Genomic DNA, 21,380 nt, shown 5'->3' with positions numbered 1-21,380 from the left:
ATGGCGGACCTGATCACCCAGGCATTGCAGGATGCCACCGACACCAAGGCTGTGGTGATCGGCGAAGGTGCCATCGGCCAGGCCGGGCAGGTCTTCAAGGACCTTTTCGGCCCAGTCCAAGCGGTCGTGGTCGCAGACGAGCGCACCTTCGAGCTGGCCGGGAAACAGGTCTCCAGCGCACTGGCGGCGGCTGGGGTGGAGCTGGCCACGCCGCATGTCTTCCCCGGTGACCCGGAGCTCTACGCGAAATACGAGAACTGCGAGGCCCTGCGGGATATCCTGGCCCCGCTGGACGCCGTCGCCGTCGCTGTCGGATCGGGTACCCTCAACGACATTGTGAAACGTGCCTCCGGGGAACTTGGCCGGCGCTACATGGTGGTGGGGACGGCGGCCTCCATGGATGGCTACACCGCTTTTGGCGCCTCCATCGCCCTCGACGGCTTCAAACAGACGCTGAGTTGCCCGGCGCCTTACGGCTGTATTGCCGATCTGGCCTTGATGGCAGCCGCCCCGCAGGTGATGACGGCCTCTGGCTATGGTGACCTGCTGGGCAAGGTGCCCGCCGGGGCGGACTGGATTCTCGCCGACGTGCTGGGTGCCGAGGCCATCGACCAGAGCGTCTGGGAGCTGGTCCAGGGCCCGTTGCGTGGCGCACTGTCACGACCGGCCGACCTGGCCGCCGGTGATGTCGCGGCCACCGGCGATCTGGTGGAGGGGCTCGTGATGAGCGGGCTCGCCATGCAGGCCCATCAGTCAAGCCGGCCTGCCTCCGGTGCGGAACACCAGTTCAGCCATCTCTGGGAGATGGAGGGGCATGGGGTGGACGTCACCCCCAGGCGCCTGTCGCACGGTTTCAAGGTCGGCATCGGGACGGTGGCGATCGCCGCCCTCTACGAGCGGCTGCTGGAACGGGATCTGTCAGACCTCGACATCGACTCCGTGGTCGCGGCCTGGCCTGGCCGGGATGCGATGGAGGCCGAGGTCCGCAGGCTCCATCCCGATCCCCGCCTGGTTGAGGAGACCGTCGTCCAGGCCCTCGCCAAATGGCTTCCGCCCGAACAGTTGAGGGCTCGTCTGGAGCTGCTGGCCTCTGTGTGGCCCGATGTGTCGGTGAGGCTGCGGAATCAGCTGCTGCCCGCCAGCGAGCTGCAGGAGATGCTGCGCGCCGCCGGCGCCCCCGCCCATCCGCAGGACATCGGGTTGGATTGGGAAAGGTTCCGGGCCACCTATACCCGCGCCCAGATGATCCGCAAGCGCTACACCGTCCTGGATCTCGCACTGGAAACCGGCCTCCTGGACGCTTTGGTGGATGAACTGTTCGCACCCGATGGTTTCTGGGGCCGCCAGGCCCCGAGAGCCTGACCCCGGGAGACCGAAGGAGATACATATGAGCAAAGCAGTTGTAGGAATCGATTTCGGCACCCTCTCGGGGCGGGCGGTCGTCGTATCTGTGGCGGACGGGAAGATTCTCGCGAGCGCTGAGCACAGCTACCCGCACGGGGTGATCGATCGTGAGCTGGAAGGACAGCAGCTGCCTCCGGATTGGGCTCTGCAGGTGCCCGCCGACTATCTGGAGGTTCTGGGCAAGGCGGTGCCCCAGGCCGTTGCCGACTCGGGTGTGTCGCCCGGTGATGTCGTCGGCCTGGCTGTCGACTTCACCTCCTGCACGGTCTTCCCCACCGACTCGTCCTATGCGCCGCTGTGTGAGAAGCCTGAGTTTGCCAGGCGTCCTCATGCCTACGTGAAGCTGTGGAAGCATCACGCCTCCCAGCAGCAGGGCAAGGTCGTCAACAAGGTTTTGGCTGAGCTGGCACCAGAAACCCTGGCCCGCTATGGCGGAGAGGTGTCGGCGGACTGGCAGCTGGCGAAGGCCCTGGCCCTGTTCGAAGAGGACCGGGAGGTCTGGGATGCGGCCAGTCATTTCGTGGAGGCCGGCGACTGGATCATCCAGCGTCTCACCGGCGAGCTGGCGGCCTCCATGTCGCTGGCCGGGTACAAGGGGAACTTCGTGGACGGCTCCCACCCACCGGCTGAGGTCCTGGAAGCGATGGCTCCCGGTTTCTCCCGGCTGCTTGAGCTGCTGCCGCAGCCGGTGGCAAAGCCCGGTGACCGCGTGGGATCGCTGACAGCCGAGGCGGCGGCGCTGACCGGCTTGCCGGAGGGCATCGCCGTCGCAGCCGCGAACATCGACGCCCACGCGACGGTGCCTGCCGCGAACGCCTGCGAACCAGGACAGCTGACGCTCATCATGGGCACCTCGACGTGTCACATGATGACCTCGGAGAGCTTTGGCGAGGTGCCGGGAATCGGCGGCATCGTGCCGGACGGGATCGTGAAGGGTCTGTGGGGCTATGAGGCCGGGCAGGCCGGGGTCGGTGACATCTTCGGCTGGTTTGTCGACACCTGTGTCCCGCCGGCATATGTCGAGGCAGCCGCGGCCAAGGGCATAGGCGTACACGAGTACCTCACCGAGCTGGCCGCAGCGCAGCAGGTCGGTGAGCATGGGCTGCTGGCCCTCGACTGGCATTCGGGGAACCGGTCGATCCTGGATGACACCGAGCTGACCGGTCTCATGCTCGGTCTCACGCTGACCACCACACCGGAGGATCAGTACCGGGCGCTGCTGGAGGCGACGGCCTTCGGCACCCGGGTGATCATCGAGGCCTTCCGGGAGGCGGGCGTCGAGGTGGGTGACCTGGTGGTCGCGGGAGGGCTGGTCAAGAACCCGCTGCTGATGCAGATCTACGCGGACGTGACCAACCTGCCGCTGGCGATCTGCCCGTCGGTGGCCTCAGGCGCCCACGGGTCGGCGATCTATGCCGCGGTCGCCGCCGGTGAATACCCGGATGTCCGAGAGGCAGCCCCGGTGATGGCCCACCGGGAAGTGACCCCGGAGACCACATTCACCCCCATCCCGGAGAATGTCGCCGCCTACGACGACCTATACCGGGAATACCGGGTGCTGCATGATTACTTCGGGAAAGGCCGCAACGAGGTCATGCACCACCTCAAGGCATGCCGCAAACAGATCCTTGTGACCAAGTCGCAAGGCTGACAGCCAGGAAGTGGGGCGCGTCCATAAGGGCGCGCCTCACTTGTCGCAGGCCACTCCGTCCTTATCCCGGTCAAGCTCAGGGCGATAACCAGGCTCGCCCTTGCGCATGGGAGCAACCCCAGCCGCCTTGGCCTCTGCACAGCTCTTGTAATAGACCTCTGACTGCTGCATGGTTTCTTTTGCTGTGGGGGTCGACTCTGAGGGTGACACAGTTGTGGGGGCGTCTGTAGACGGCATGGTCTCCGCCGGTATGGTCTCGGTTGCGGTGGCCGTCGTCTCAATAGTTTCAACAGCAGTGGCTGTCGCTGCGACCGTAACTGTCTCCACGATAGGGGCAGGCGTAACAGAGACGGTGGTCTGCACACCCGGGACAGCAGCGGGTTGTTGTTTGTGCTCCCCCATCCCGCTGCCAAGCCCGAGACCCACAATCCCGGCAAGCCCCGCTGCCACCCAGCGTGTCTTGTACCAAATAGTTTTCATACCAGCCTTCACTCCCCCTAGGCGCTCTCTATTATTCCGGTATCTTAAATCTCTTGGCCCAGAATTAAGGGTTTCCACTCAGCTAATTTGATTGGACAATGGATAAATTAAAATTCTGCCAACGATAACTACGATACTCTGATACCAGATCCACTGGCTAACCAGATCAAATTCACGAATTTATTCAAGACTACAGGCCGTACCCACCCTGGTAAGTAGTTTTGCAACACCGGCAGCCCCGTATGATTACTCCCTAGTCTCCACGACAGTCGGCAGGGGGTCCCTGGAGCATCGGATCTCATCTACGTGCTTTGCGCGGCAAAGACTCGAACACTGATGCCTACACCGGGAACGCGCTCTGGGGCATGACCGATCTCAAAGTTGCCGTGCGCTACCTGCGTTACAACGCGGTCACGCTCAACGACATCACCCTGACCGACCCGGACGGTGCCACGCTGATTTTAGAGCAGAGCGCCGAGGGGAGCTATGCGGCAGGTAGAGCTGGCCATGTTGGTCGCTCGATCACCACGTCGCTGGACAACTTCCTGGCCGTTGTCACACCAGACTTCGCCACAGTCTGGGGTCAGGGCCACACCATGGCTGAACGCACCGGTGACGCCACCGCCAACCTCATAGCCTGGATCAGGGAGAAATCCTAGAAGGTGCCGAACATGACGGCCCCGACCACGGCAGCCGACCAGACACACACCAGCAGCGTCAACGGCATGAAGCGGACGGCAAACCTCGCCCCAAAGGCACCGGATTGCATGGCGAACAGCTTCACGTCCACCATGGGCCCAACCACCAGGAACACGAGCTGAGCTGTCGGGGAAACCCCCGGCAGGGAGGCTGCGACGAAGGCATCTGCCTCGGAGCACAGCGAGAGCAGCACCGCCAGCAAAGCCATGACCGCGATCCCGAGCCACAGGTTCTCAGTCAGGAGGGCGAGGAAGCCGGCGGGCACCGCCACCTTCATGAACGCCGCCACAGCCGCCCCGATCACCAGGAAACCGCCCGCCTGCAGCAGGTCGTGCATCGCGGTCTCACGGAAAACAGCTGCTTTGGACTGATGAGTGTGGTCATGCCCGTCCTGAGGCTTCATCCATTCGGCCTTGCCCACGCCAGTCCACAGCCAGCACACCGCGATGACCGCGACCAGAGAGGCGATCAGCCGCGCCCACACCATCATGGGGGTGCTGCCAGCGAAGGCCACGGCCGTTGCGACGAGCACCACCGGATTGACGGCGGGGGCGGCCAGTAGGAAGGCCAGCGCAGCAGCCTGCGGGAGCCCTCGCCGCATCAGTGACTGCGACACTGGCACCGAGGCACATTCACAGCCCGGCAGCACCATGCCCGCGACGCTCGCGGCCGGCACCGCCAGCAACGGGGACTTGGGGGTAATCCGGGACAGCACGTCCTTCGGCACGAAGGCGGCAATCGCGCCCGACACGAGCACCCCGAGCACGAGGAACGGCAGAGCTTGCACGACGATCCCCATGGTGAGCGTTCCCCAGGTCGCTGCGCTGCCCTGGAGCCGCAGCAGTGGGCCCCGGGAGACAGTCAGGTAGATGAGCGCGACGGTCAGGGCGACCCCGGCGAAGGGCAGCGCCCAGACGCGGATGAAGCTGCTTCTCACAGGTAGGGGTCCTCCGGCTGCTGGACCACTCTCACGCTGGAGGCCGTGAGCACAGGATGCTCTCCGCTGGCGTCGAGGTCCACCACTCCCTCAACCTCAACCCAGGCGTTGTCGCCCTCAGGTCTGTCGGCGCCTTCGACGGGGACGGTGAACAGGGTGGCATCCGCCACACAGCAGTAGATACGGAACCGGTTCACACTCCACTGCCCCGCCGCCAGGTCCGCCTGCCTGGCTACGAAGCCCAGCAGCCGAACTGGCCGCCCGGCCAGCAGCGTAGGATCACCGAACGCGTAGCGGTCCTCGAAGTCCTGCACGGACATCTCGGTCACGGAATCAGCGGGCAGCGGCGGGAATTCCACGGTGTTCGACGTCGTCGGCTTCGTTTTGGCCGGAGCGGCACCAGCCGCACTGGCGCCGAGTGACGCCGGGGCCGAGACGGCGAACAGCAGCGTGGGCACCAGCAGCAGCAATGCCACCCGCGGGGAACCGTGCCCGTGACTGTCTCCCCTCAGCCCCGCTACCTTGTCTGTGGCGTCGAGCAGCGTCCAGAGCGCCAAAGCGCCCATGGCGACAGCAGCTGCCAGCAGCCAGGGGCCAAGCCAGTCCTGAAGATAGTTACGGAAACTCCCGGAGACCGCCATTACGAAGACGACCGTGGCCAACAGGAGCACCAGGGTGGCTCCCAGGACCTGCCATGCTACGCGGACAGGCGGATCGGTCTTTCGTGTTGTCTCCATGACCACTCAGCCTAGCGACGAACCCAACAACAACCACGCGATAGCAGCAGGATCGGGGGCGGTTGACAGTTCGCAGCACAGCCGCGCCTCAGCGACCCGCAGGCCCTCGGCCAGTTCCTGATGAAGCGGTGATTCAGGGTGCCCTGCGAGCTGGACCCGGGTCAGCACCACCTCGCGTGCGGTGAAGCCGGTGTGGGCAGAGCTGGGGTGAGAGGTCAGCGCGGCACCGTCGATCGTCGTGCGCATCACCAGGGCCTCCTCGACGTTGAAACCGCGCGCGGCGGCCTCTACCTCGTCCTGCACGGGAAGGTCGGTGACCTGGATGGCACGCAACCCCGCCATGACGCCCCACAGGCCGGGGAACTCCAGGCAGTCCCCCAAAGCCAGGTCAAGCCGGTCCAGAAGCTGCTCCCGCTCATCCAGGCCCGGCTGGGAAAGCAACCAGACGAGCAGCCACGCCTCAAGACCAGGATCCTCACCCAGCCGTTCCAGGGCCTGTGTGACCAGCTGTTCCATGGGCAGGTGCCAGCCAACCTGCAGGCCACTGACCCCAGCGGGACCATGGACCACCAGCTCATGGCAGCCGGCGGGACCACGCACCAGGCTGCCATCCATCGTGGTCTCCACGCTGAGTTCCTGTCCTGTGCATGCGACGTCCGGGTCGGGGACCTCCACGGCCTCCCCCAGCGGCAGGTAGCGTTCCGCGGGCAGCCAGGCGGGTAGGGGCGGCACTGCCTCATCTGGATACAGCCGCCACCGCGACCAGAGCCTTTTACCGGGAGCCAGCCCGGTCCCTTCGCCGAAGACCCGGGCGATCCTTCCCTCCGGCCCGTTGCCGCCATCGGCACACCAACCGCTCAGCATCACCCAGGCCGCGCCATCCAGCAGCATCCTCCCCGCAGTCCCGGAGAGCCAGCCAACCACGCAGTCGCCAACCACGAACCGGAAACCCGGCACCCTGACCTCGGTAGAGCCGCCGTTCTGGAATGCGAACTCCAGGGCCTCGTTCTCCCCAGGCCGGTACCGCACCTCCGCAGCGGTGTCACCGGACTGGAACAGCCAGCGGCCAGGTTCTGCGGAGGGCACCGGCATGAATCCCCCAGACACCTCCACCCGGACTGTGCCACGGCTGACGGGGATCTCGATCATCGGGGCACTCAGTCAGCCGCCACCGGGTCCTGGTCATGAGCCTCGGGCACGTTCGCCGTGATAACGGAGCCGTCGCCGCGCCGCACCCCCGTCACCGGGTGGCGCCCCTTCAGGGAGGGCAGCTCCTCACCCTGGTGTTCCAGCGGAACCCGGGTCTGTGCTCCAGGTTTGATCACAAAACGCTGCCCACGCACGCTGACCTCCACCGGCCCGCCGGTCTCGACCTCAAAGAAGATGGCGTCGCGCTCCAGCATCACCCGCAGACGGGAGCCACGGATCTGGAGGGGAAACCTCAGGTACTCCCAGTCTTTGGGCAGGCGCGGGTCAAAACTGATGTCGCCGTGGTAGTCACGCAGCCCGCCGAACCCGAAGACCAAGGCATTCCACACTCCCCCGGTCGAGGCGATATGCACCCCGTCCCTGGAATTGGCGTGCAGGTCCGCCAGATCCACATAGAGCCCGGTGAGGAAATACTGCATGGCCATGTCCTGGTAGCCGACCTCTGCCGCGATCACAGACTGCACCACCCCTGACAGGGTGGAGTCCCCCGTGGTGATGGGGTCGTAGTACTCGAAGTCGGCGCGTTTCTGCGCCAGGGTGAACTGGTCCCCCTGCAGGAACAGTGCCAGCACCACATCAGCCTGTTTCAGCACCTGGAACCGGTAGATGACCAGCGGATGGAAGTGCAGCAGCAACGGGAACTTGTCCGCCGGAGTGTTCTCCAGGTCCCAGAGTTCGCTGAACAGGAACTTCTCATCCTGGGGGTGGATGCCGAAGGTCTCGTCGAAGGGGATGAGCATGCCCTCAGCGCAGGCCTTCCACTCCTCTATCTCCTCCGGCACCACGTCCAGGGTCTGCACCAGCCGCTCCCAACAGGACGGGTCGCTCTCCTCCAGCTCCTGCATCAGTTCGGCTGCGAGCCTGAGGTTCGCCCGCGCCATCACGTTGGTGAACATGTTGTTGTTCACCACGGCCGTGTACTCGTCGGGACCGGTGACGCCATGGATGTGGAATCGTTTCGACCCATCGGCCTCTGTCCGCCAGAAACCCAGGTCCGCCCACATCCTCGCCGTCTCCACCAGCACAGCGGCACCGTCACGGTACAGGAAGTCGGTGTCCCCTGTGATGTCGCGGTACTTGGCAAAGGCATGCGCGATGTCGGCATCGATGTGGTACTGGGCGGTACCTGCAGCGTAGTAGGCAGAAGCCTCCTCACCGTTGATGGTGCGCCACGGGAAAAGCGCCCCCTCCTGGCTGAGCATCTGAGCACGCTCCTTCGCCTTCGGCAGCAGGCTGACGCGGTACCGCAGGGCGTTACGAGCCACTCGCGGGGCGGTGTAGGTCAGGAAGGGCACCAGGTACACCTCGGTGTCCCAGAAGTAATGCCCCTCGTACCCCGACCCCGTGACCCCCTTGGCCGGGATCCCGAGCTGATCGGATCGGGCCGTGGCCTGGGCCAGCTGGAACAGGCACCAGCGGACGGCCTGCTGGATGGCGGGCTGCCCGCCCACCTCGACATCCGAGTCGGTCCAGAACTGATTGAGCCAGGCGCGTTGCGCCTCGAAGAACGAGTCGAAACCCCGTTCGGTGACCCGGTCCAGGGTGCGGCGGCACCGGTCGAAGAGCTCTGTGACAGGCACGCCGCGGGAGGTGTGATAAGCCACGGCTTTGCGGATCACGATCGGCACCCCGGCACGCGCCTCAATCCGGTAGACCTGCTTCGCCTGGTCCTCCTCGATCCTGGAGATCACCTCGTAGGCGTTCGCGGTCTCGAGGGAGTGTTCAACCGCCACGCACAGCGTCATGTGGGAATCGGTGGTCTCGTATCCGAGTGCCATCCGCTGGTCGTCGTGCCACTGACTACGCGGCTGCAGCACTCGGCCATCGAGCTTGCCCGCGCGGCGCGGGTCGAATCCCTCCTCGTTCTGCCCGGGCTGGCGGTAGTCGTCGAAGCCATCCTGGCGGTTAACCACCTGGGAGCTGAGGACGATCGGGGCATCGCCCTCCAGCATGGTCAGCTCGATCTCGAACAGCGTCAAGTGCCGGTCGGTGAAACTGACCATGCGGCGGGAACGCAGCTGTACCCGCTTGCCTGCAGGGGTGCGCCAGACCAGGTCACGGGTTAGGCTGCCTGACCGGAAGTCGAGGGCGCGCTCGTAGTGATCGAGGTCGGACTGTCCCAGCGTGAGCGGCTCATCGTCGACGTAGATCTTGATGAGTTTCGCATCGGGCACGTTCACGATGGTCTGGCCAGTGCTGGCGAACCCGAAGGCCGCCTCGGCGTGCCTGATAGTCCAGGTCTCGTGGAAGCCATTGATGAAGGTGCCATGGGCGTAGGACTTGCGTCCTTCCTCCGGGTTGCCGCGCATCCCGAGATAGCCGTTGCCGATCGAGAACAGGGTCTCTGTGACGCCGAGGTCATCGAGGCCGGGCTCCACCTCCACGAGACGCCAGGGATCGGTCGGGAAGCGGAACCGGTTCAACGGGTCAGAGGCAATCCAGCGCATCAGGCCACCAACTCCCCCAGATCAGAGACCACCAGACCAGCGCCTGCCTGGCGGAGAGCCGCGGCGCCGACTCCACGATCGACACCAACGACGAGACCGAAACCGCCAGCGGCCCCAGCCGCCACCCCGGAGAGCGCGTCCTCGATCACAACGGCCCGAGGCTCCTCCACGCACAGGAGGCCGGCAGCGTACCGGAAGGTGTCGGGAGACGGCTTCCCAGCCAGGCCCTGCTTGCCTGCGACGTTGCCGTCGACGATCACCGGGAAAGCGTCCGCCAGCCCAGCTGACCGCAGCACGGGCACCGCGTTGCGCGACGAGGAGACCACAGCCAGCCCCGCGCCGCGAGCCTGGAGCGCCTCGATCAGTGCCTTTGACCCGGGATAGGGGGCGACGCCATCACGGCGGATGATCTCGTTGAAGGTCTCATTCTTGCGGTTACCCAGTCCGCAGATGCTCTGCTCGGCCGCGGCATCCTGAGGACTGCCCTCCGGCAACTCGATGCCGCGGGAGGACAGGAAGTCACGAACCCCGTCGTAGCGGGGTTTGCCGTCCACATGGGCGAAGTAGTCGGCGTCGGTCCATGGCAACTGGCCGGGAAAACCGGCCAGGAAGGCGTTGAACATCTCGGCCCAGGCCTTCATATGGACTTCGGCGGTTGGAGTTATCACCCCATCGAGATCGAAAAGATAGGCGTCGAAGGCGCTGAACTGCATGGCGAACAGACTAGTCGGAAGCAGCGTGTGATTGCTGGCACCTTGAGCACCAGTAGAGGTTGCGTCCCTCCAGCATCATGGTGCTTACCTGCGTGCCACACACCAGGCATGGCTGTCCGGCACGCCGGTACACGTAGACCTCGCCGCCGTGGGCGTCCACTCTCGGGGGCCTGTCCTGGGCCTCGGGACCATGCTCTGGGGCGACGGTGTCGATGCGGCCGCGTTCGAGGGCGACGGCCATCAGGCCCACCAGGTCATCCCACAGCATACGCCAGGTGGCCTCGTCGATGTCCCGTCCCGGTGTCATCGGATCGATTCCATGCCGGAACAGCACCTCGGCGCGGAAGATGTTGCCCACCCCCGCAGCGACCCGCTGATCCATCAGCAGGGCGGCGATGGACTTCCCCGACCGCTGGATCCTCGCCAGGCCACGGGAGGGATCGGCGTCGGTGCGCAGCGGGTCGGGACCTGAGTCCGCGAACACCTTCTCGTACTGCTCGTCCGTAACCAGGCGGCACCACTGCGGCCCCCGCAGGTCGGCTGCCTGCCCGCCGGATACGATCCGCAGCCGCACCTGCCCAACGGGGTCGGTCACCGGCGTGAAGCCAAGCTTCCCGATCAGTCCCAGGTGAATGTGGATGCGGTGCGGGTCCGGGACGTCGAAATCTATGAAGAGGTGTTTTCCGACGGCCTCGGCACCAGTGAGGGTGGAGCCGTCCAGCCGGGCCGCCTCTTCGGCGAACCTTCCCTGCGGAGAGCTGACGCTGACGCCGTGTCCGGCGAAGTCCGCCTGGAAGATGCTGGCGAGACGGTGGATGACGTGTCCTTCGGGCATTGCACTATTCCAGCAGACCCCGGATATCCGCGGCGGTGATTGCGGTGCCGCGGAACTCCCCCGTGTCGACGACAGAGGTGAACAGGTCACGTTTGCGCTGTTGGAGGGCCACGACTTTCTCCTCGATGGTATCCACCGCCACCATGCGGTAGACGTTCACGGCCTGGGTCTGTCCGATGCGATGGGCCCGGTCCACGGCCTGGTTCTCGGCCGCGGGATTCCACCACGGGTCGAGCACGAAGACGTAATCGGCCTCGGTCAGGGTGAGTCCGAATCCACCGGCCTTCAAGGAGATCAGGAACACCGGAGCGTTACCCTCGCGGAACCGGGCGATGCGGGCTGGACGGTCGCGGGTGCGGCCATCAAGGTAGACGTACTCGATCCCCTCCTGCTCCAAGGCCTCGCGCACCAGCCTCAGGAATCCGGTGAAGGAGGAGAAGACCAGTGCCCGGTGCCCCTCCCCGGCTAGTTCCCGGATTTGCTCCACCACAGCGGTGATCTTCGCCGAGGCCGTGGCGGGCAGGTCAGGGTCCACGAGCCGGGGGTCCAGGGCCAGCTGCCGGAGCTTCGTCAGGGCCCGGAAGATGGCGACCCTGTTCCGGTCCATGTCCTGGAGCATCCCGAGCACCCGGGTGCGCTCCCTGGTCAGGTGCTGGTCATAGCGGCGCCGGTGCTCCGGGGTGAGTTCCAGGCGCATCACCTGCTCCACCTTCTCCGGAAGCTCCGCCACAACCTCACGTTTGGTGCGTCGCAGCATGAACGGGCGGATCCGGGAGCGCAGCCGCGCCAGCGCGGTCATGTCCGCGTCCCTCTCCACTGGTGTGCGGTAGCTCTCGGTGAATTCGTCGAGGCGGGGGAACAGGCCCGGCGCCGCCAACGAGAACATGGACCACAGGTCGCTGAGGGTGTTCTCCAGGGGCGTGCCGGTGATGACCAGGGTGAAGGGGCTCCCGATGCGGCGCACCAGCTGATGTGTCCGGGAACGGGGGTTCTTGACGAATTGGGCCTCGTCCAGCACCAGGCCACTCCACCTGCGTCCAAGGTATGCCTCGTCCTCCAGCCGCAGCAGGGTGTAGGAGGTGACGACCACATGTGCACCTGCGATCTCATCGGCCAAGGGCGTGCCACGCCGGGCCTCGGTGGCCCTGACGACAGCGACGCTGAGTCCGGGAGCGAACCGGGCCGCCTCCTCCGCCCAGGCTCCGACGACGCTGGCGGGGGCCACCACGAGCACCGGAGCCTGGTCCAGCTGTCCCAGTTCGCGGGCACGCTCCACGAGCGCGAGGGTCTGGAGCGTCTTGCCAAGCCCCATGTCGTCGGCGAGCACCCCACCGAGTCCGGCGTCCCAGAGTGTGACCAGCCAGGCAAATCCACGCTCCTGGTAGGGACGCAGCGTGGCCGCGAGACCACCGGGAACCGCTACCGGCTCCTCCCGGACACCAGCGTCCCGGAGCGCCTGCACCCGTTCCAGCCAGCGACGTGACTGCCCCTCCATGACCCCGAGTGCTGTGAGCTCCTCCCACCAGCCGGCCTGGTACGGGCTGATGCGGATCTGCCCACCGGGCGCGGAATCCATGAGCTCGCGGGCCTCCGCGAGGAGCTGCCGCAGACGGCTGAGCTCAGGATGGTCCAGCAGGAACCAGGTGCCATCGTCCAGGAGCATCGCGTCGTCACCGGCGGCCAGCGCCCGGAAGAGCGGTCCGAATGGCACCTCCTGCCCTGCCACGGTGACCTGGATCCGCAGGTTGAACCAGTCGAGGTCGTCGGTGTCCTCGGTGCTGAGAGCGATCACGGGCGGCTCAGCGGCACGCGAGTATTCGAGGACCTCGCCTAACTGGGTCACGGCCACCCCGCTGGCCTCCAGGAGCGGCAGGGTTTCGGTGATGAACCGGGCGGCATCCGCGTGGCTCAGCGCCGCGGTGGGCAACAGCTTTTCCCGGTGTGACTCCAGCAGGGCCGGGAAATCGCCAGCGAGCTTGGCGGCGGCTGCCTCCAGCGCATGTTCGGCGGGCAGGTCCCGGAAGAAGTCACCCCGCCGGGGGCGGAACGGGACGCTGGTGGCGGCTGTCTGCGAAGTGTACCTGAAACCCCACGAAAGCAGCAGCCGGTGGCCGGGTTCGTGGGTCAGCTGGAGGGTCAGTCCGGGCTGCGGAAGCTCCTCTGGGTTCCAGCTGCCGGGTGCGACGAGGCCTTTCTGGGCGAGGAACGGTAGGTACATCAACTGGAACCGGTCGGCATCCTGCGCTGGGATCGTGACCTTCAGATCCTGATTGAACCAGTTCCGTATCGCGCCGGGAAGCGGCTCAGCCAGTGGGTGGAGACGCAGCCGGCCCCCAGGTCCCAGCTCACCGAGACCATGGGCGGGTTCCCCGATCAGGAATCGCCTCCCGCCCGGGACCACAGGACCCAGGTCCCCGGAGATCACGAGCTCTCGTGCGCCGTCCCCATGTGCAGTGACGTCCAGCCAGACCCGGACCGGGTCGAAGTCGACACCCACCTCCTTGAGGCCCTCCCCCGCCATGAACGGGATGCCGGCGGCGGTGGCCTGATCCAGCAGGGACCAGCCCAGCGGCCCGAGACTGGACAGCGGGATCGTGGCGAGATTGCCGTAGGAGTACTGGTGATATCCGACGAGCTGCGCCATCTGGAGCAGCACTTCACGCTGGCGGGGATCGTAGTCCAGGCCTCGGTAGTTCGAGGTGATGTCCCCCCAGCTCGCCTGGGACTTGACCCAGCCCCGTTTCCCCATCCGCAGCGGTCGCAGCACCAGCGCATCGAGGTTCTCCAGCGGGCCGTCGAGCCGGAACTCCAGGCAGAGCTCGACGGCCTCCTGATCACCTTCCCCGGCTGCAGATGCGGGAAGCAACCCGCCTAGGAGGTCCTCCCAGGAGGAGGTGCCCTCGGACTCGGAGTCCCGCACGGCCAGCAGCACGGCGACGGCATGCTTACACCCCATGGCGACCGGACAGGAGCAGGCGCTGCTGACCCCTCGCTGGTCGTGGTGAAGGAAGGTCCGGTATGTCTTCCCACCGGCGCCCTGGACCACGGCGTCAATAGCTCCATTCCGGCCCACCGAGTGTTTGATCACATGCCCGGCATCCCGGTAAGCGCGTCCTCTGAGGAAGGTGGGTACGCCCCAGGAGACCTTGATGGCCTCATCGCTGACCTGCGTAACCCAGGCGGCGGAGTTGGGTCCCATGCCGTCCCACCCTAGACTGTCGGCGTGAGCAACCGGGATACGCCACGAGAGCTGGGCCGCGATGGCATCAGTGGTCTCGTCACTCGCCAGCGGGCGATCCGGGCCCGGCTCCTTCCTCGCCGCCGCTGACCCCGGCAGGTCCCTGCTCCAGCAGCCTCAGGAAATCTGCCTCGTCCAGGATCGGCAACCCTAATTCCTCAGCTTTGACGGCTTTGCTTCCCGCGTTCTCGCCGACCACCACATAGTCGGTCTTCCGGCTCACCGATCCCGCGGCCTTGCCGCCACGGGAGACGATCGCCTCCTTGGCGCCATCCCGGGTGAAGCCCTCGAGACTGCCGGTGACGACCACAGTCAGGCCCTGGAGGCTGGCAGTCGGCTGCGCCTCAGAGCGCTCCTGGGCGGCTCCATCGGCCATGCGTACCCCTGCCGCGGCCCAGGCCTCGACGATGTTGACATGCCAGTCCACCTCGAACCATTCCTTCAGCGACTGGGCGATCACCTGTCCCACTCCCTCGGTGTCAGCCAGTTCCGTGACGGAGGCCGCGCGGATGGCGTCCATGCTCCCGAAGCGGGAGGCCAGCGCTCGGGCGGCGGTGGGGCCGACGTGCCGGATGGACAGTGCCACCAGGACCCGCCACAGCGGCTGCTGTATCGCCGCGGCCAGGTTCTCCAGCAGTTTGGCGCCGTTGGCAGTGACGCCACCGCTGCGAGAGGCATAGATGGAGCTGCGGGCCAGGTCGTCCTCGGTGAGCGCGAACAGCCCCGACTCGTCGGTGAGCAGTCCCGACTCCAGAAGGTCCCGGGCTCCGACCGCCCCCAGGGCCTCGATATCGAAGGCACCGCGGGCGGCGAGCGAGTATAGGCGTTCCCGCAGCTGGCTGGGGCAGCTGCGGGCATTCGGGCAACGTAGGTCCTTGTCGCCCTCCTTCTGCTGCGCCAGGGCGGTGCCGCAGGACGGGCAGTGGGTCGCCATCACGAAGTCGCGTTCGCTGTCGTCCCGGAGCGCAACCACGGGGGCGACGATCTCTGGGATGACGTCGCCGGCTTTGCGGAGCACCACCGTGTCACCGATACGGACCCCCTTGCGCACCACCTCGTGCGCGTTGTGGAGGGTGGCCATGGCGACGGTCGATCCCGCCACCAGGACCGGGTCCATCGCCGCGAACGGGGTGACGCGGCCGGTGCGGCCGACACCCACGCGGATGTCGAGGAGCCTGGTGTGGACCTCCTCCGGCGGGTATTTGTAGGCGATCGCCCAGCGGGGGGCGCGGGAGGTGGAGCCAAGCCGGCGCTGGGAGACGAGGTCATCCACCTTGATCACGACGCCGTCGATCTCGTGTTCCGCGTCGTGGCGGTGTTCGCCGTGATAGGTCACGTAGTCCCGCGCCGCGGCCGCCGAGCCGACCACCTTGGTGTGGCTAGAGACCGGAAGCCCGAAGGAGGCCAGAGCGTCGTAGGACTGGCTCTGGCTGGTCAGCTCCAGGCCGTCGTGGGTCCCGATGCCGTGGACGATCATGCGTAGCGGCCGGGCAGCGGTGATGCGGGGGTCCTTCTGTCTGAGCGACCCGGCTGCGGCGTTGCGGGGATTGGCGAACGGATGCTGCCCAGCCACGACGAGGGCCTCGTTCAGCTCTGCGAAGGCCTGCTTGGGGAAGAACACCTCACCGCGCACCTCCAGCACGGCCGGCACGTTCGTTCCCCGCAGCCGGTGTGGGATGCCGTCGATGGTGGCGACATTGCCCGTCACATCCTCACCGACCCGGCCGTCACCGCGCGTTGCCGCCACCGCGAGCCGGCCGTCCAGATAGGTAAGGTTCACCGCCAGCCCGTCGATCTTCAGCTCGCACAGATAGCGTTCGGCGGGTACCCTGGCCAGCCATTCGTCCAGTTCCTCCTCGTCGAAGACGTTGTCGAGGCTCAGCATCCGCTGCCGGTGGGTAACGGGGGCGAACTCGGTGACCCGCGCATAGGCGACCCGCGTGGTGGCGGATCCAAGGAGCCGCAGCTCCGGGTGACGATCTTCCAGCTCAGCGAGCTCTCGCAGCCGCTCGTCGTATTCGGCGTCGGAAATGATGGGCTCGGTTCCCCCGTAGTAGGCGTCGCTGGCGGCCAGGAGAAGCTGGTTGAGTTCCTGCCAGCGGGGTTCGGCATCGGGAGAAATCGTCATAAACCCAATGCTGTCATACCCCTACCCTTAAGGATCATGCGATAAAGTGCTTGAGCTTGGCAGAACAGCAACAGACGATTGAAGGTGTCCATGGCAACCGCCAATATCACTCGCGAAGAAGCCGCCCTCCGCTCCCGCGTCGTCAAGGCAGAGACCTATCGGGTGACGGTTGACGTGACCGGCAATGGTCTCGCCGATCCCGAGCGCACCTTCGCCTCTCACACCGAGCTCGACTTCACCTCGGCGGGCGGGTCCACCCACTTGGACGTGATCGCCGACGAGATCCGCTCCGCCACCCTGGACGGCAAGCCGCTGCCGCTCGACGAGTTCGACGGCTACCGGCTGCCGCTGAAAGACCTCAGCGAGGGCAGGCACACAGTGGTGGTCGATGCGGTCGGCCGGTTCTCCCACACCGGTGAGGGCCTGCACCGCTTCGTCGACACCGACGGCAAGGTGTACCTGTACTCCCAGTTCGAGACGGCTGATGCCCGCCGGATGTACGCCACCTTCGAGCAGCCTGACCAGAAGGCAACCTTCCAGCTGACGGTCGTGGCCCCGGAGCACTGGAGCGTGTTCAGCAACTCCCGCTCCGTCGCAGGTAAACCCGCCGGCGATGGCATCGCACGTTTCGAGCACGCCCCCACTCCGGTGATCGCTACCTACATCACCGCGCTGGTGGCGGGTGAATACCACGTCGTCAAGGGCCAGATCACCTCGAAGGCCGGGGTCCTCCCCGCGTCCGTGGCCTGCCGCGCGTCGATGGCCGAGTTCCTCGACGCCGACAGGATCCTGACCACCACGCAGCGCGGCTTCGAGGTCTTCGAGTCCGCCTTCGGGGTGCCCTACGCGTTCGACTCCTACGACCAGGTCTTCGTGCCCGAGTTCAACTTCGGCGCCATGGAGAACGCGGGCTGCGTCACCTTCCGTGACCAGTACCTGTTCCGCTCCCGCGTCACCGCCCGCGAGCTGGAGGCCCGGGACAACACCATCCTCCATGAGCTGGCCCACATGTGGTTCGGCGACCTGGTGACCATGCGCTGGTGGGACGATCTGTGGCTCAACGAGTCGTTCGCTGAGTGGGCCTCCCACTTCGCCGCCGACGAGATCGCGAAGAAGTACGGCACGGGAGCCAACCCGTGGGCTTCCTTCTCGAACGAGCGCAAGGCATGGGCCTACCTGCAGGACCAGCTGTCAACCACCCATCCCATCGCCGCCGACATGAGCGACCTGGAGAAGGTGGAGCAGAACTTCGACGGCATCACCTACGCCAAGGGCGCCTCGGTGCTGAAGCTGCTGGTCTCCTTCGTTGGCATCGAGGCCTTCCTGAAGGGAGTCGGCAACTACTTCCGCAAGTTCGCCTACGGCAACACCACCCTCACCGACCTACTCACCGAGCTGCAGGCGGCCTCCGGGCGTGACCTGTCCTGGTTCGCCGGCCAGTGGCTGGAAAGTGCCGGGGTCAACACCCTCAGGGCAGAGTTCGAGGTGGACGAGACCGGCACCTTCACGCGGTTCGCCGTCGTCCAGACAGCGCCAGAAGGCTGGCCGACGCTGCGCACCCACCGCCTCGGCATCGGCATCTACGCCAGCACCGAGGAGGGCCTGGAGCGCGTCGACTACGTGGAAACCGACATCTCCGGTGAGCGCACCGAGGTACCGGAGCTGGTCGGGCATGCGCGCCGCGACGTGGTCCTGCTCAACGACGGCGATCTGACCTTCGCCAAGATCCGCCTGGACGAGGTCTCCCGCAATGCGCTGGTGGCGGGGATCGACAAGCTCGCCGACCCGCTAGCCCGCGCCGTCACCTGGTCACTGTTCTGGGATTCCGTCCGGGACGCCGAGATCGCCCCGCAGGAGATGGTGTCCCTCGCGCTCCAGGGCATCGGCTCCGAGAAAGACATGGCCGCCATCACGACCGTATTGGCACAGGCCGCGGCCTGCTCGGGTCGTTTCATGGCTCCCGAGCTCAGGGAGACTGCGAACACGCGTCTGGTCACCGGCCTGGCTGGTCTGCTGAAGGACGCCGGCCCGGGCTCCGATGCGCAGCTGATCATTGCCAAGACTCTGATCGGGACAGCGCGCAGCGACGATGCCTGCGAGCTGATCCGCGGCTGGCTGCATGACGAGGAGGTCCCGACCGACCTTGCGGTGGACACCGAGGTGCGCTGGCTCATCGTCGCCGCGCTGGCTCGCCGCGGCGTGTTCGGCGAGCCTGAGATCGCCGCTGAGCTGGAGCGGGACAACACCAACACGGGTGCCGAGCGTGCCGCAGGTGCCCGCGCGGGCATACCGACGGCTGAGGCCAAGGCCGAGGCATGGCGCCTGGCCACTGCTGACCCGGACGTGCCGAATGAGACCCACCGCAGTATCGCCATGGGGTTCATCAATTTCGGCCAGGATGAGGTGCTCAGGCCCTACGTGGATTCCTACGCGGAGCTGGCTAGCCTCATCTCGCGCCGGGAGGGCGGCTGGGAGAACCGCGGCTACGCGGCCATCGGTGCGGCGCTACGCTGGCTGTTCCCCGAGACCCTGGTGAGCTCTGACCTGGTTGCCCGGTTCCGCCGCTACCTCGCCGAGGGTGAGCCCAGCGACCAGGTGCGGCGCCTGCTCAGTGAACGGCTGGATGAGGCGGAACGCAGCCTACGAGTCCAGGAACGCAGCCGCCACTGATCCAGCTCCTCGGAAAGAAGACCCGGCCATGAAGCATCTGCTCAGCATCGCTGATCTCACCACCGACGAGATTCACTCGATTCTTCACGTGGCCGGCCAGATGCACCAGCTGCAGGAGGCCCGGGTCAAGAAGCTGCCCAACCTGAAGGGCCGCACCGTGGTGAACCTCTTCTTCGAGGACTCCACCCGCACCCGGAGTTCCTTCGAACTCGCAGCCAAATGGCTGTCAGCCGACGCGATCAATGTGTCGGCCCGCGGCTCCAGCGTCTCGAAGGGCGAGTCGATGCGCGACACCCTCATGACCCTGGATGCCATGGGGGTGGACGCCATCGTGATGCGGCACCCGGGTTCCGGCTCGGTGGCGCAGGCGGCGGGCTGGGTGCGTGCCTCCATGGTCAATGCCGGTGACGGCACGCACGAACACCCGACCCAGGCCCTTCTGGATGCCCATGCGATGCTGACCCACTTCAGGCGCACCAGGCTGGGCACCCTGGAGGGCAAGCTGGTGGCCATCACCGGTGACCTGCTGCATTCCCGGGTGGTGAGGTCCAACGTCGCGCTGCTCGGACGGCTGGGAGCACGGGTGGTGCTGGTTGCCCCCCACACGCTGTTGCCACCGGGGGTGGGCTCCTGGGGGGTGCAGGTGACGGCAGATCTGGATGAGGTCATCTCCGACGTCGACGTGGCCATGATGCTGCGGGTGCAGCGGGAACGCATGCATGGCGGTTTCTTCCCCTCGGAGCGGGAGTATGTCGACGCCTACGGCCTGACGGTGCCGCGGCTGTCACGGCTGCGTCCCACCGCCGTAATCGCGCACCCTGGCCCCATGAACCGTGGCCTGGAGATCAGCTCGGCAGCCGCCGATGACCCGCGGTCCATCGTGCTTGACCAGGTCTCCTCGGGGGTCGCGGTCCGTATGAGTGTGCTGCACCATCTGCTGGCCGACTGACGGGAGGAAGAAGCCACATGTCAAAACTCGCCATCACCGGGGTGACCCTCCCAGATGGGTCGAGGACGGATCTCTTCATCGAGTCGGGCCGGTTCGCGAAGGACCATCCCATCGGGTCGACCGTGATTGATGCAGACGGGCTGTTGGCGCTGCCGGGGCTGGTGGACCTGCATACCCATCTGCGTGAACCCGGACGTGAGGACGCGGAAACTGTGGAGTCCGGATCCCGTGCCGCCGCGCGCGGCGGGTTCACCGCCGTCTTCGCGATGGCCAACACCCAGCCTGTCACCGACACCGCCGAGACCGCGGAGCACGTGCTGACGCTGGGGGTGGCGGCCAACCATTGCCAGGTGATCCCGGTCGGCGCCATTACCAAGGAGCTGGCTGGGCGCGAACTGGCGGAGCTGGGGCTGATGCATCGTTCCCGGGCCCGGGTCTCGGTGTTCTCAGATGACGGCCGCTGCGTCATGGACGCCAGCCTGATGAGACGCGCCTTCGAGTGGGTGCGGCCCTTCGACGGGGTGCTGGCCCAGCATGCCCAGGATTCCACCCTGGCCGGAGCGGACGCCTGCTGCCATGAGAGTGAGATATCAGGACGGCTGGGACTGCCCAGCTGGCCGCCAGTCGCGGAGTCGGTGATCATCGCCCGCGACGTCGCCCTGGCGGAGGCCACCGGCTCCCGCCTGCACGTGTGCCACGTCTCAACCGCCGAGGGCGTGGAGGTGCTGCGCTGGGCGAAGCGGCGCGGGATCCGGGTCACCGCTGAGGCCACGCCACACCACCTGTACCTGACCACTCCCGAGGTGATCGGCTACGACACCACCTTCAAGGTGAATCCCCCGCTGCGCACCAGCGAGCATGTGGAGGCGGTACGGGAGGCCCTGGCCGATGGCACCATCGACGCGGTCGCCACGGACCACGCTCCCCACGCACCCCAGGACAAGGACCACGCCTTCGTAGACGCCAGGCCCGGCATGCTGGGCCTGGAGCAGGCCCTCGGCGTGGTGATGGAGACCATGGTCGCCCCGGGCCGTCTGACCTGGCAGCAGGTCGCCGACCGCATGAGCCACGCGCCCGCGCGAATCGGCAAGGCTACCGCGCAGGGACGTCCGCTGGCCCCGGGAGAACCGGCCAACCTGGTGCTGATCGATCCGGCGCGGCGCGCGACAGTGGACCGAGGGGACTCCGCCTCTCGAAGCCACAACAACCCCTACCACGGCCGGGATCTCCCCGACCCGGTGGAGATGACCCTTTGGGACGGCAGGGTCACCTACCGTCGCTGA

At 66.4% G+C, this 21,380-nt stretch carries 15 protein-coding genes; 6 read left to right on the top strand and 9 right to left on the bottom strand.

All coding sequences use genetic code 11. The annotated features are described in order from the left end of the window. Both SK1NUM_RS06290 and araB read left to right on the top strand, forming a co-directional pair. Nucleotides 1–1,362 (top strand): sn-glycerol-1-phosphate dehydrogenase, encoded by a 1,362-nt coding sequence (locus SK1NUM_RS06290; protein ID WP_212326753.1) that lies wholly within the window; start codon nucleotides 1–3, stop codon nucleotides 1,360–1,362. Between the two features lie 25 nt (nucleotides 1,363–1,387). After that, nucleotides 1,388–3,055, top strand: a complete 1,668-nt coding sequence (araB, locus tag SK1NUM_RS06285) for a ribulokinase (protein WP_212326751.1) — start codon at nucleotides 1,388–1,390, stop codon at nucleotides 3,053–3,055. 36 nt (nucleotides 3,056–3,091) lie between these two features. Here araB and SK1NUM_RS06280 read toward each other — a convergent pair whose 3' ends face one another. Beyond that, the gene (locus SK1NUM_RS06280) at nucleotides 3,092–3,535 is read right to left on the bottom strand and encodes an excalibur calcium-binding domain-containing protein (RefSeq protein ID WP_212326750.1); all 444 of its coding nucleotides are present in this window, start codon (nucleotides 3,533–3,535) and stop codon (nucleotides 3,092–3,094) included. Between the two features lie 365 nt (nucleotides 3,536–3,900). Here SK1NUM_RS06280 and SK1NUM_RS06275 point away from each other — a divergent pair, with 365 nt between their 5' ends. Continuing rightward, nucleotides 3,901–4,194, top strand: coding sequence for a hypothetical protein (locus SK1NUM_RS06275; RefSeq protein ID WP_212326748.1), 294 nt, complete (start codon nucleotides 3,901–3,903; stop codon nucleotides 4,192–4,194). On the opposite strand, the gene SK1NUM_RS06270 is transcribed toward SK1NUM_RS06275, so the two are convergent. From SK1NUM_RS06270 to ligA, 8 genes are all read right to left on the bottom strand, one after another. Then, nucleotides 4,191–5,033 (bottom strand): permease, encoded by an 843-nt coding sequence (locus SK1NUM_RS06270; protein ID WP_212327547.1) that lies wholly within the window; start codon nucleotides 5,031–5,033, stop codon nucleotides 4,191–4,193. The two genes, SK1NUM_RS06275 and SK1NUM_RS06270, sit on opposite strands and share 4 nt — an antisense overlap. A 134-nt stretch (nucleotides 5,034–5,167) precedes the next feature. Beyond that, nucleotides 5,168–5,908: a TIGR03943 family putative permease subunit gene (locus tag SK1NUM_RS06265; RefSeq protein ID WP_212326746.1), complete on the bottom strand. Its 741-nt coding sequence runs from the start codon at nucleotides 5,906–5,908 to the stop codon at nucleotides 5,168–5,170. Nucleotides 5,909–5,914: 6 nt separating this feature from the next. After that, nucleotides 5,915–7,057, bottom strand: coding sequence for a hypothetical protein (locus tag SK1NUM_RS06260; RefSeq protein WP_212326744.1), 1,143 nt, complete (start codon nucleotides 7,055–7,057; stop codon nucleotides 5,915–5,917). An 8-nt stretch (nucleotides 7,058–7,065) separates the two neighbouring features. After that, nucleotides 7,066–9,564: a glycoside hydrolase family 65 protein gene (locus SK1NUM_RS06255; RefSeq protein WP_212326742.1), complete on the bottom strand. Its 2,499-nt coding sequence runs from the start codon at nucleotides 9,562–9,564 to the stop codon at nucleotides 7,066–7,068. After that, complete coding sequence (locus SK1NUM_RS06250) at nucleotides 9,564–10,277, bottom strand: HAD family hydrolase (protein WP_212326740.1); 714 nt, start codon at nucleotides 10,275–10,277, stop codon at nucleotides 9,564–9,566. Before SK1NUM_RS06250 ends, SK1NUM_RS06255 begins: the two co-directional genes overlap by 1 nt. A 10-nt stretch (nucleotides 10,278–10,287) precedes the next feature. Beyond that, nucleotides 10,288–11,112: an Fpg/Nei family DNA glycosylase gene (locus SK1NUM_RS06245; RefSeq protein WP_212326738.1), complete on the bottom strand. Its 825-nt coding sequence runs from the start codon at nucleotides 11,110–11,112 to the stop codon at nucleotides 10,288–10,290. Between the two features lie 4 nt (nucleotides 11,113–11,116). Further along, nucleotides 11,117–14,311 (bottom strand): DEAD/DEAH box helicase, encoded by a 3,195-nt coding sequence (locus SK1NUM_RS06240; protein ID WP_212326736.1) that lies wholly within the window; start codon nucleotides 14,309–14,311, stop codon nucleotides 11,117–11,119. 79 nt (nucleotides 14,312–14,390) lie between these two features. Further along, the gene (gene ligA, locus SK1NUM_RS06235; protein ID WP_212326734.1) at nucleotides 14,391–16,478 is read right to left on the bottom strand and encodes an NAD-dependent DNA ligase LigA; all 2,088 of its coding nucleotides are present in this window, start codon (nucleotides 16,476–16,478) and stop codon (nucleotides 14,391–14,393) included. A gap of 90 nt (nucleotides 16,479–16,568) precedes the next feature. Here ligA and pepN point away from each other — a divergent pair, with 90 nt between their 5' ends. Genes pepN through SK1NUM_RS06220 form a run of 3 tightly spaced genes read left to right on the top strand, consistent with a single transcriptional unit; the run spans nucleotide 16,569 to nucleotide 21,380 of the window. Beyond that, complete coding sequence (gene pepN, locus SK1NUM_RS06230; protein ID WP_212326732.1) at nucleotides 16,569–19,148, top strand: aminopeptidase N; 2,580 nt, start codon at nucleotides 16,569–16,571, stop codon at nucleotides 19,146–19,148. Nucleotides 19,149–19,176: 28 nt separating this feature from the next. Beyond that, nucleotides 19,177–20,097 carry an aspartate carbamoyltransferase catalytic subunit gene (locus SK1NUM_RS06225; RefSeq protein ID WP_212326730.1) on the top strand — a complete coding sequence of 307 codons (921 nt, stop codon included), beginning with the start codon at nucleotides 19,177–19,179 and terminating at the stop codon, nucleotides 20,095–20,097. 17 nt (nucleotides 20,098–20,114) lie between these two features. Then, nucleotides 20,115–21,380 (top strand): dihydroorotase, encoded by a 1,266-nt coding sequence (locus SK1NUM_RS06220; protein WP_212326728.1) that lies wholly within the window; start codon nucleotides 20,115–20,117, stop codon nucleotides 21,378–21,380.

It is taken from the genome of Arachnia rubra (genome assembly GCF_019973735.1).
GTDB lineage: Bacteria > Actinomycetota > Actinomycetes > Propionibacteriales > Propionibacteriaceae > Arachnia > Arachnia rubra.
The sequence above is the reverse complement of the archived record's forward strand: the minus strand, read 5'-3'. Positions and strand labels throughout refer to the sequence as shown.

Excerpts from the sequence above, each read along its gene's own strand:
- SK1NUM_RS06225 (WP_212326730.1), top strand. The coding sequence starts at position 19,177 with ATGAAGCATCTGCTCAGCATCGCTGATCTCACCACCGACGAGATTCAC.
- SK1NUM_RS06275 (WP_212326748.1), top strand. The coding sequence starts at position 3,901 with ATGACCGATCTCAAAGTTGCCGTGCGCTACCTGCGTTACAACGCGGTC.
- SK1NUM_RS06260 (WP_212326744.1), bottom strand. The coding sequence starts at position 7,057 with ATGATCGAGATCCCCGTCAGCCGTGGCACAGTCCGGGTGGAGGTGTCT.
- SK1NUM_RS06250 (WP_212326740.1), bottom strand. The coding sequence starts at position 10,277 with ATGCAGTTCAGCGCCTTCGACGCCTATCTTTTCGATCTCGATGGGGTG.
- SK1NUM_RS06265 (WP_212326746.1), bottom strand. The coding sequence starts at position 5,908 with ATGGAGACAACACGAAAGACCGATCCGCCTGTCCGCGTAGCATGGCAG.
- SK1NUM_RS06270 (WP_212327547.1), bottom strand. The coding sequence starts at position 5,033 with ATGGGGATCGTCGTGCAAGCTCTGCCGTTCCTCGTGCTCGGGGTGCTC.
- SK1NUM_RS06220 (WP_212326728.1), top strand. The coding sequence starts at position 20,115 with ATGTCAAAACTCGCCATCACCGGGGTGACCCTCCCAGATGGGTCGAGG.
- pepN (WP_212326732.1), top strand. The coding sequence starts at position 16,569 with ATGGCAACCGCCAATATCACTCGCGAAGAAGCCGCCCTCCGCTCCCGC.
- SK1NUM_RS06290 (WP_212326753.1), top strand. The coding sequence starts at position 1 with ATGGCGGACCTGATCACCCAGGCATTGCAGGATGCCACCGACACCAAG.
- ligA (WP_212326734.1), bottom strand. The coding sequence starts at position 16,478 with ATGACGATTTCTCCCGATGCCGAACCCCGCTGGCAGGAACTCAACCAG.
- SK1NUM_RS06245 (WP_212326738.1), bottom strand. The coding sequence starts at position 11,112 with ATGCCCGAAGGACACGTCATCCACCGTCTCGCCAGCATCTTCCAGGCG.
- araB (WP_212326751.1), top strand. The coding sequence starts at position 1,388 with ATGAGCAAAGCAGTTGTAGGAATCGATTTCGGCACCCTCTCGGGGCGG.
- SK1NUM_RS06255 (WP_212326742.1), bottom strand. The coding sequence starts at position 9,564 with ATGCGCTGGATTGCCTCTGACCCGTTGAACCGGTTCCGCTTCCCGACC.
- SK1NUM_RS06240 (WP_212326736.1), bottom strand. The coding sequence starts at position 14,311 with ATGGGACCCAACTCCGCCGCCTGGGTTACGCAGGTCAGCGATGAGGCC.
- SK1NUM_RS06280 (WP_212326750.1), bottom strand. The coding sequence starts at position 3,535 with ATGAAAACTATTTGGTACAAGACACGCTGGGTGGCAGCGGGGCTTGCC.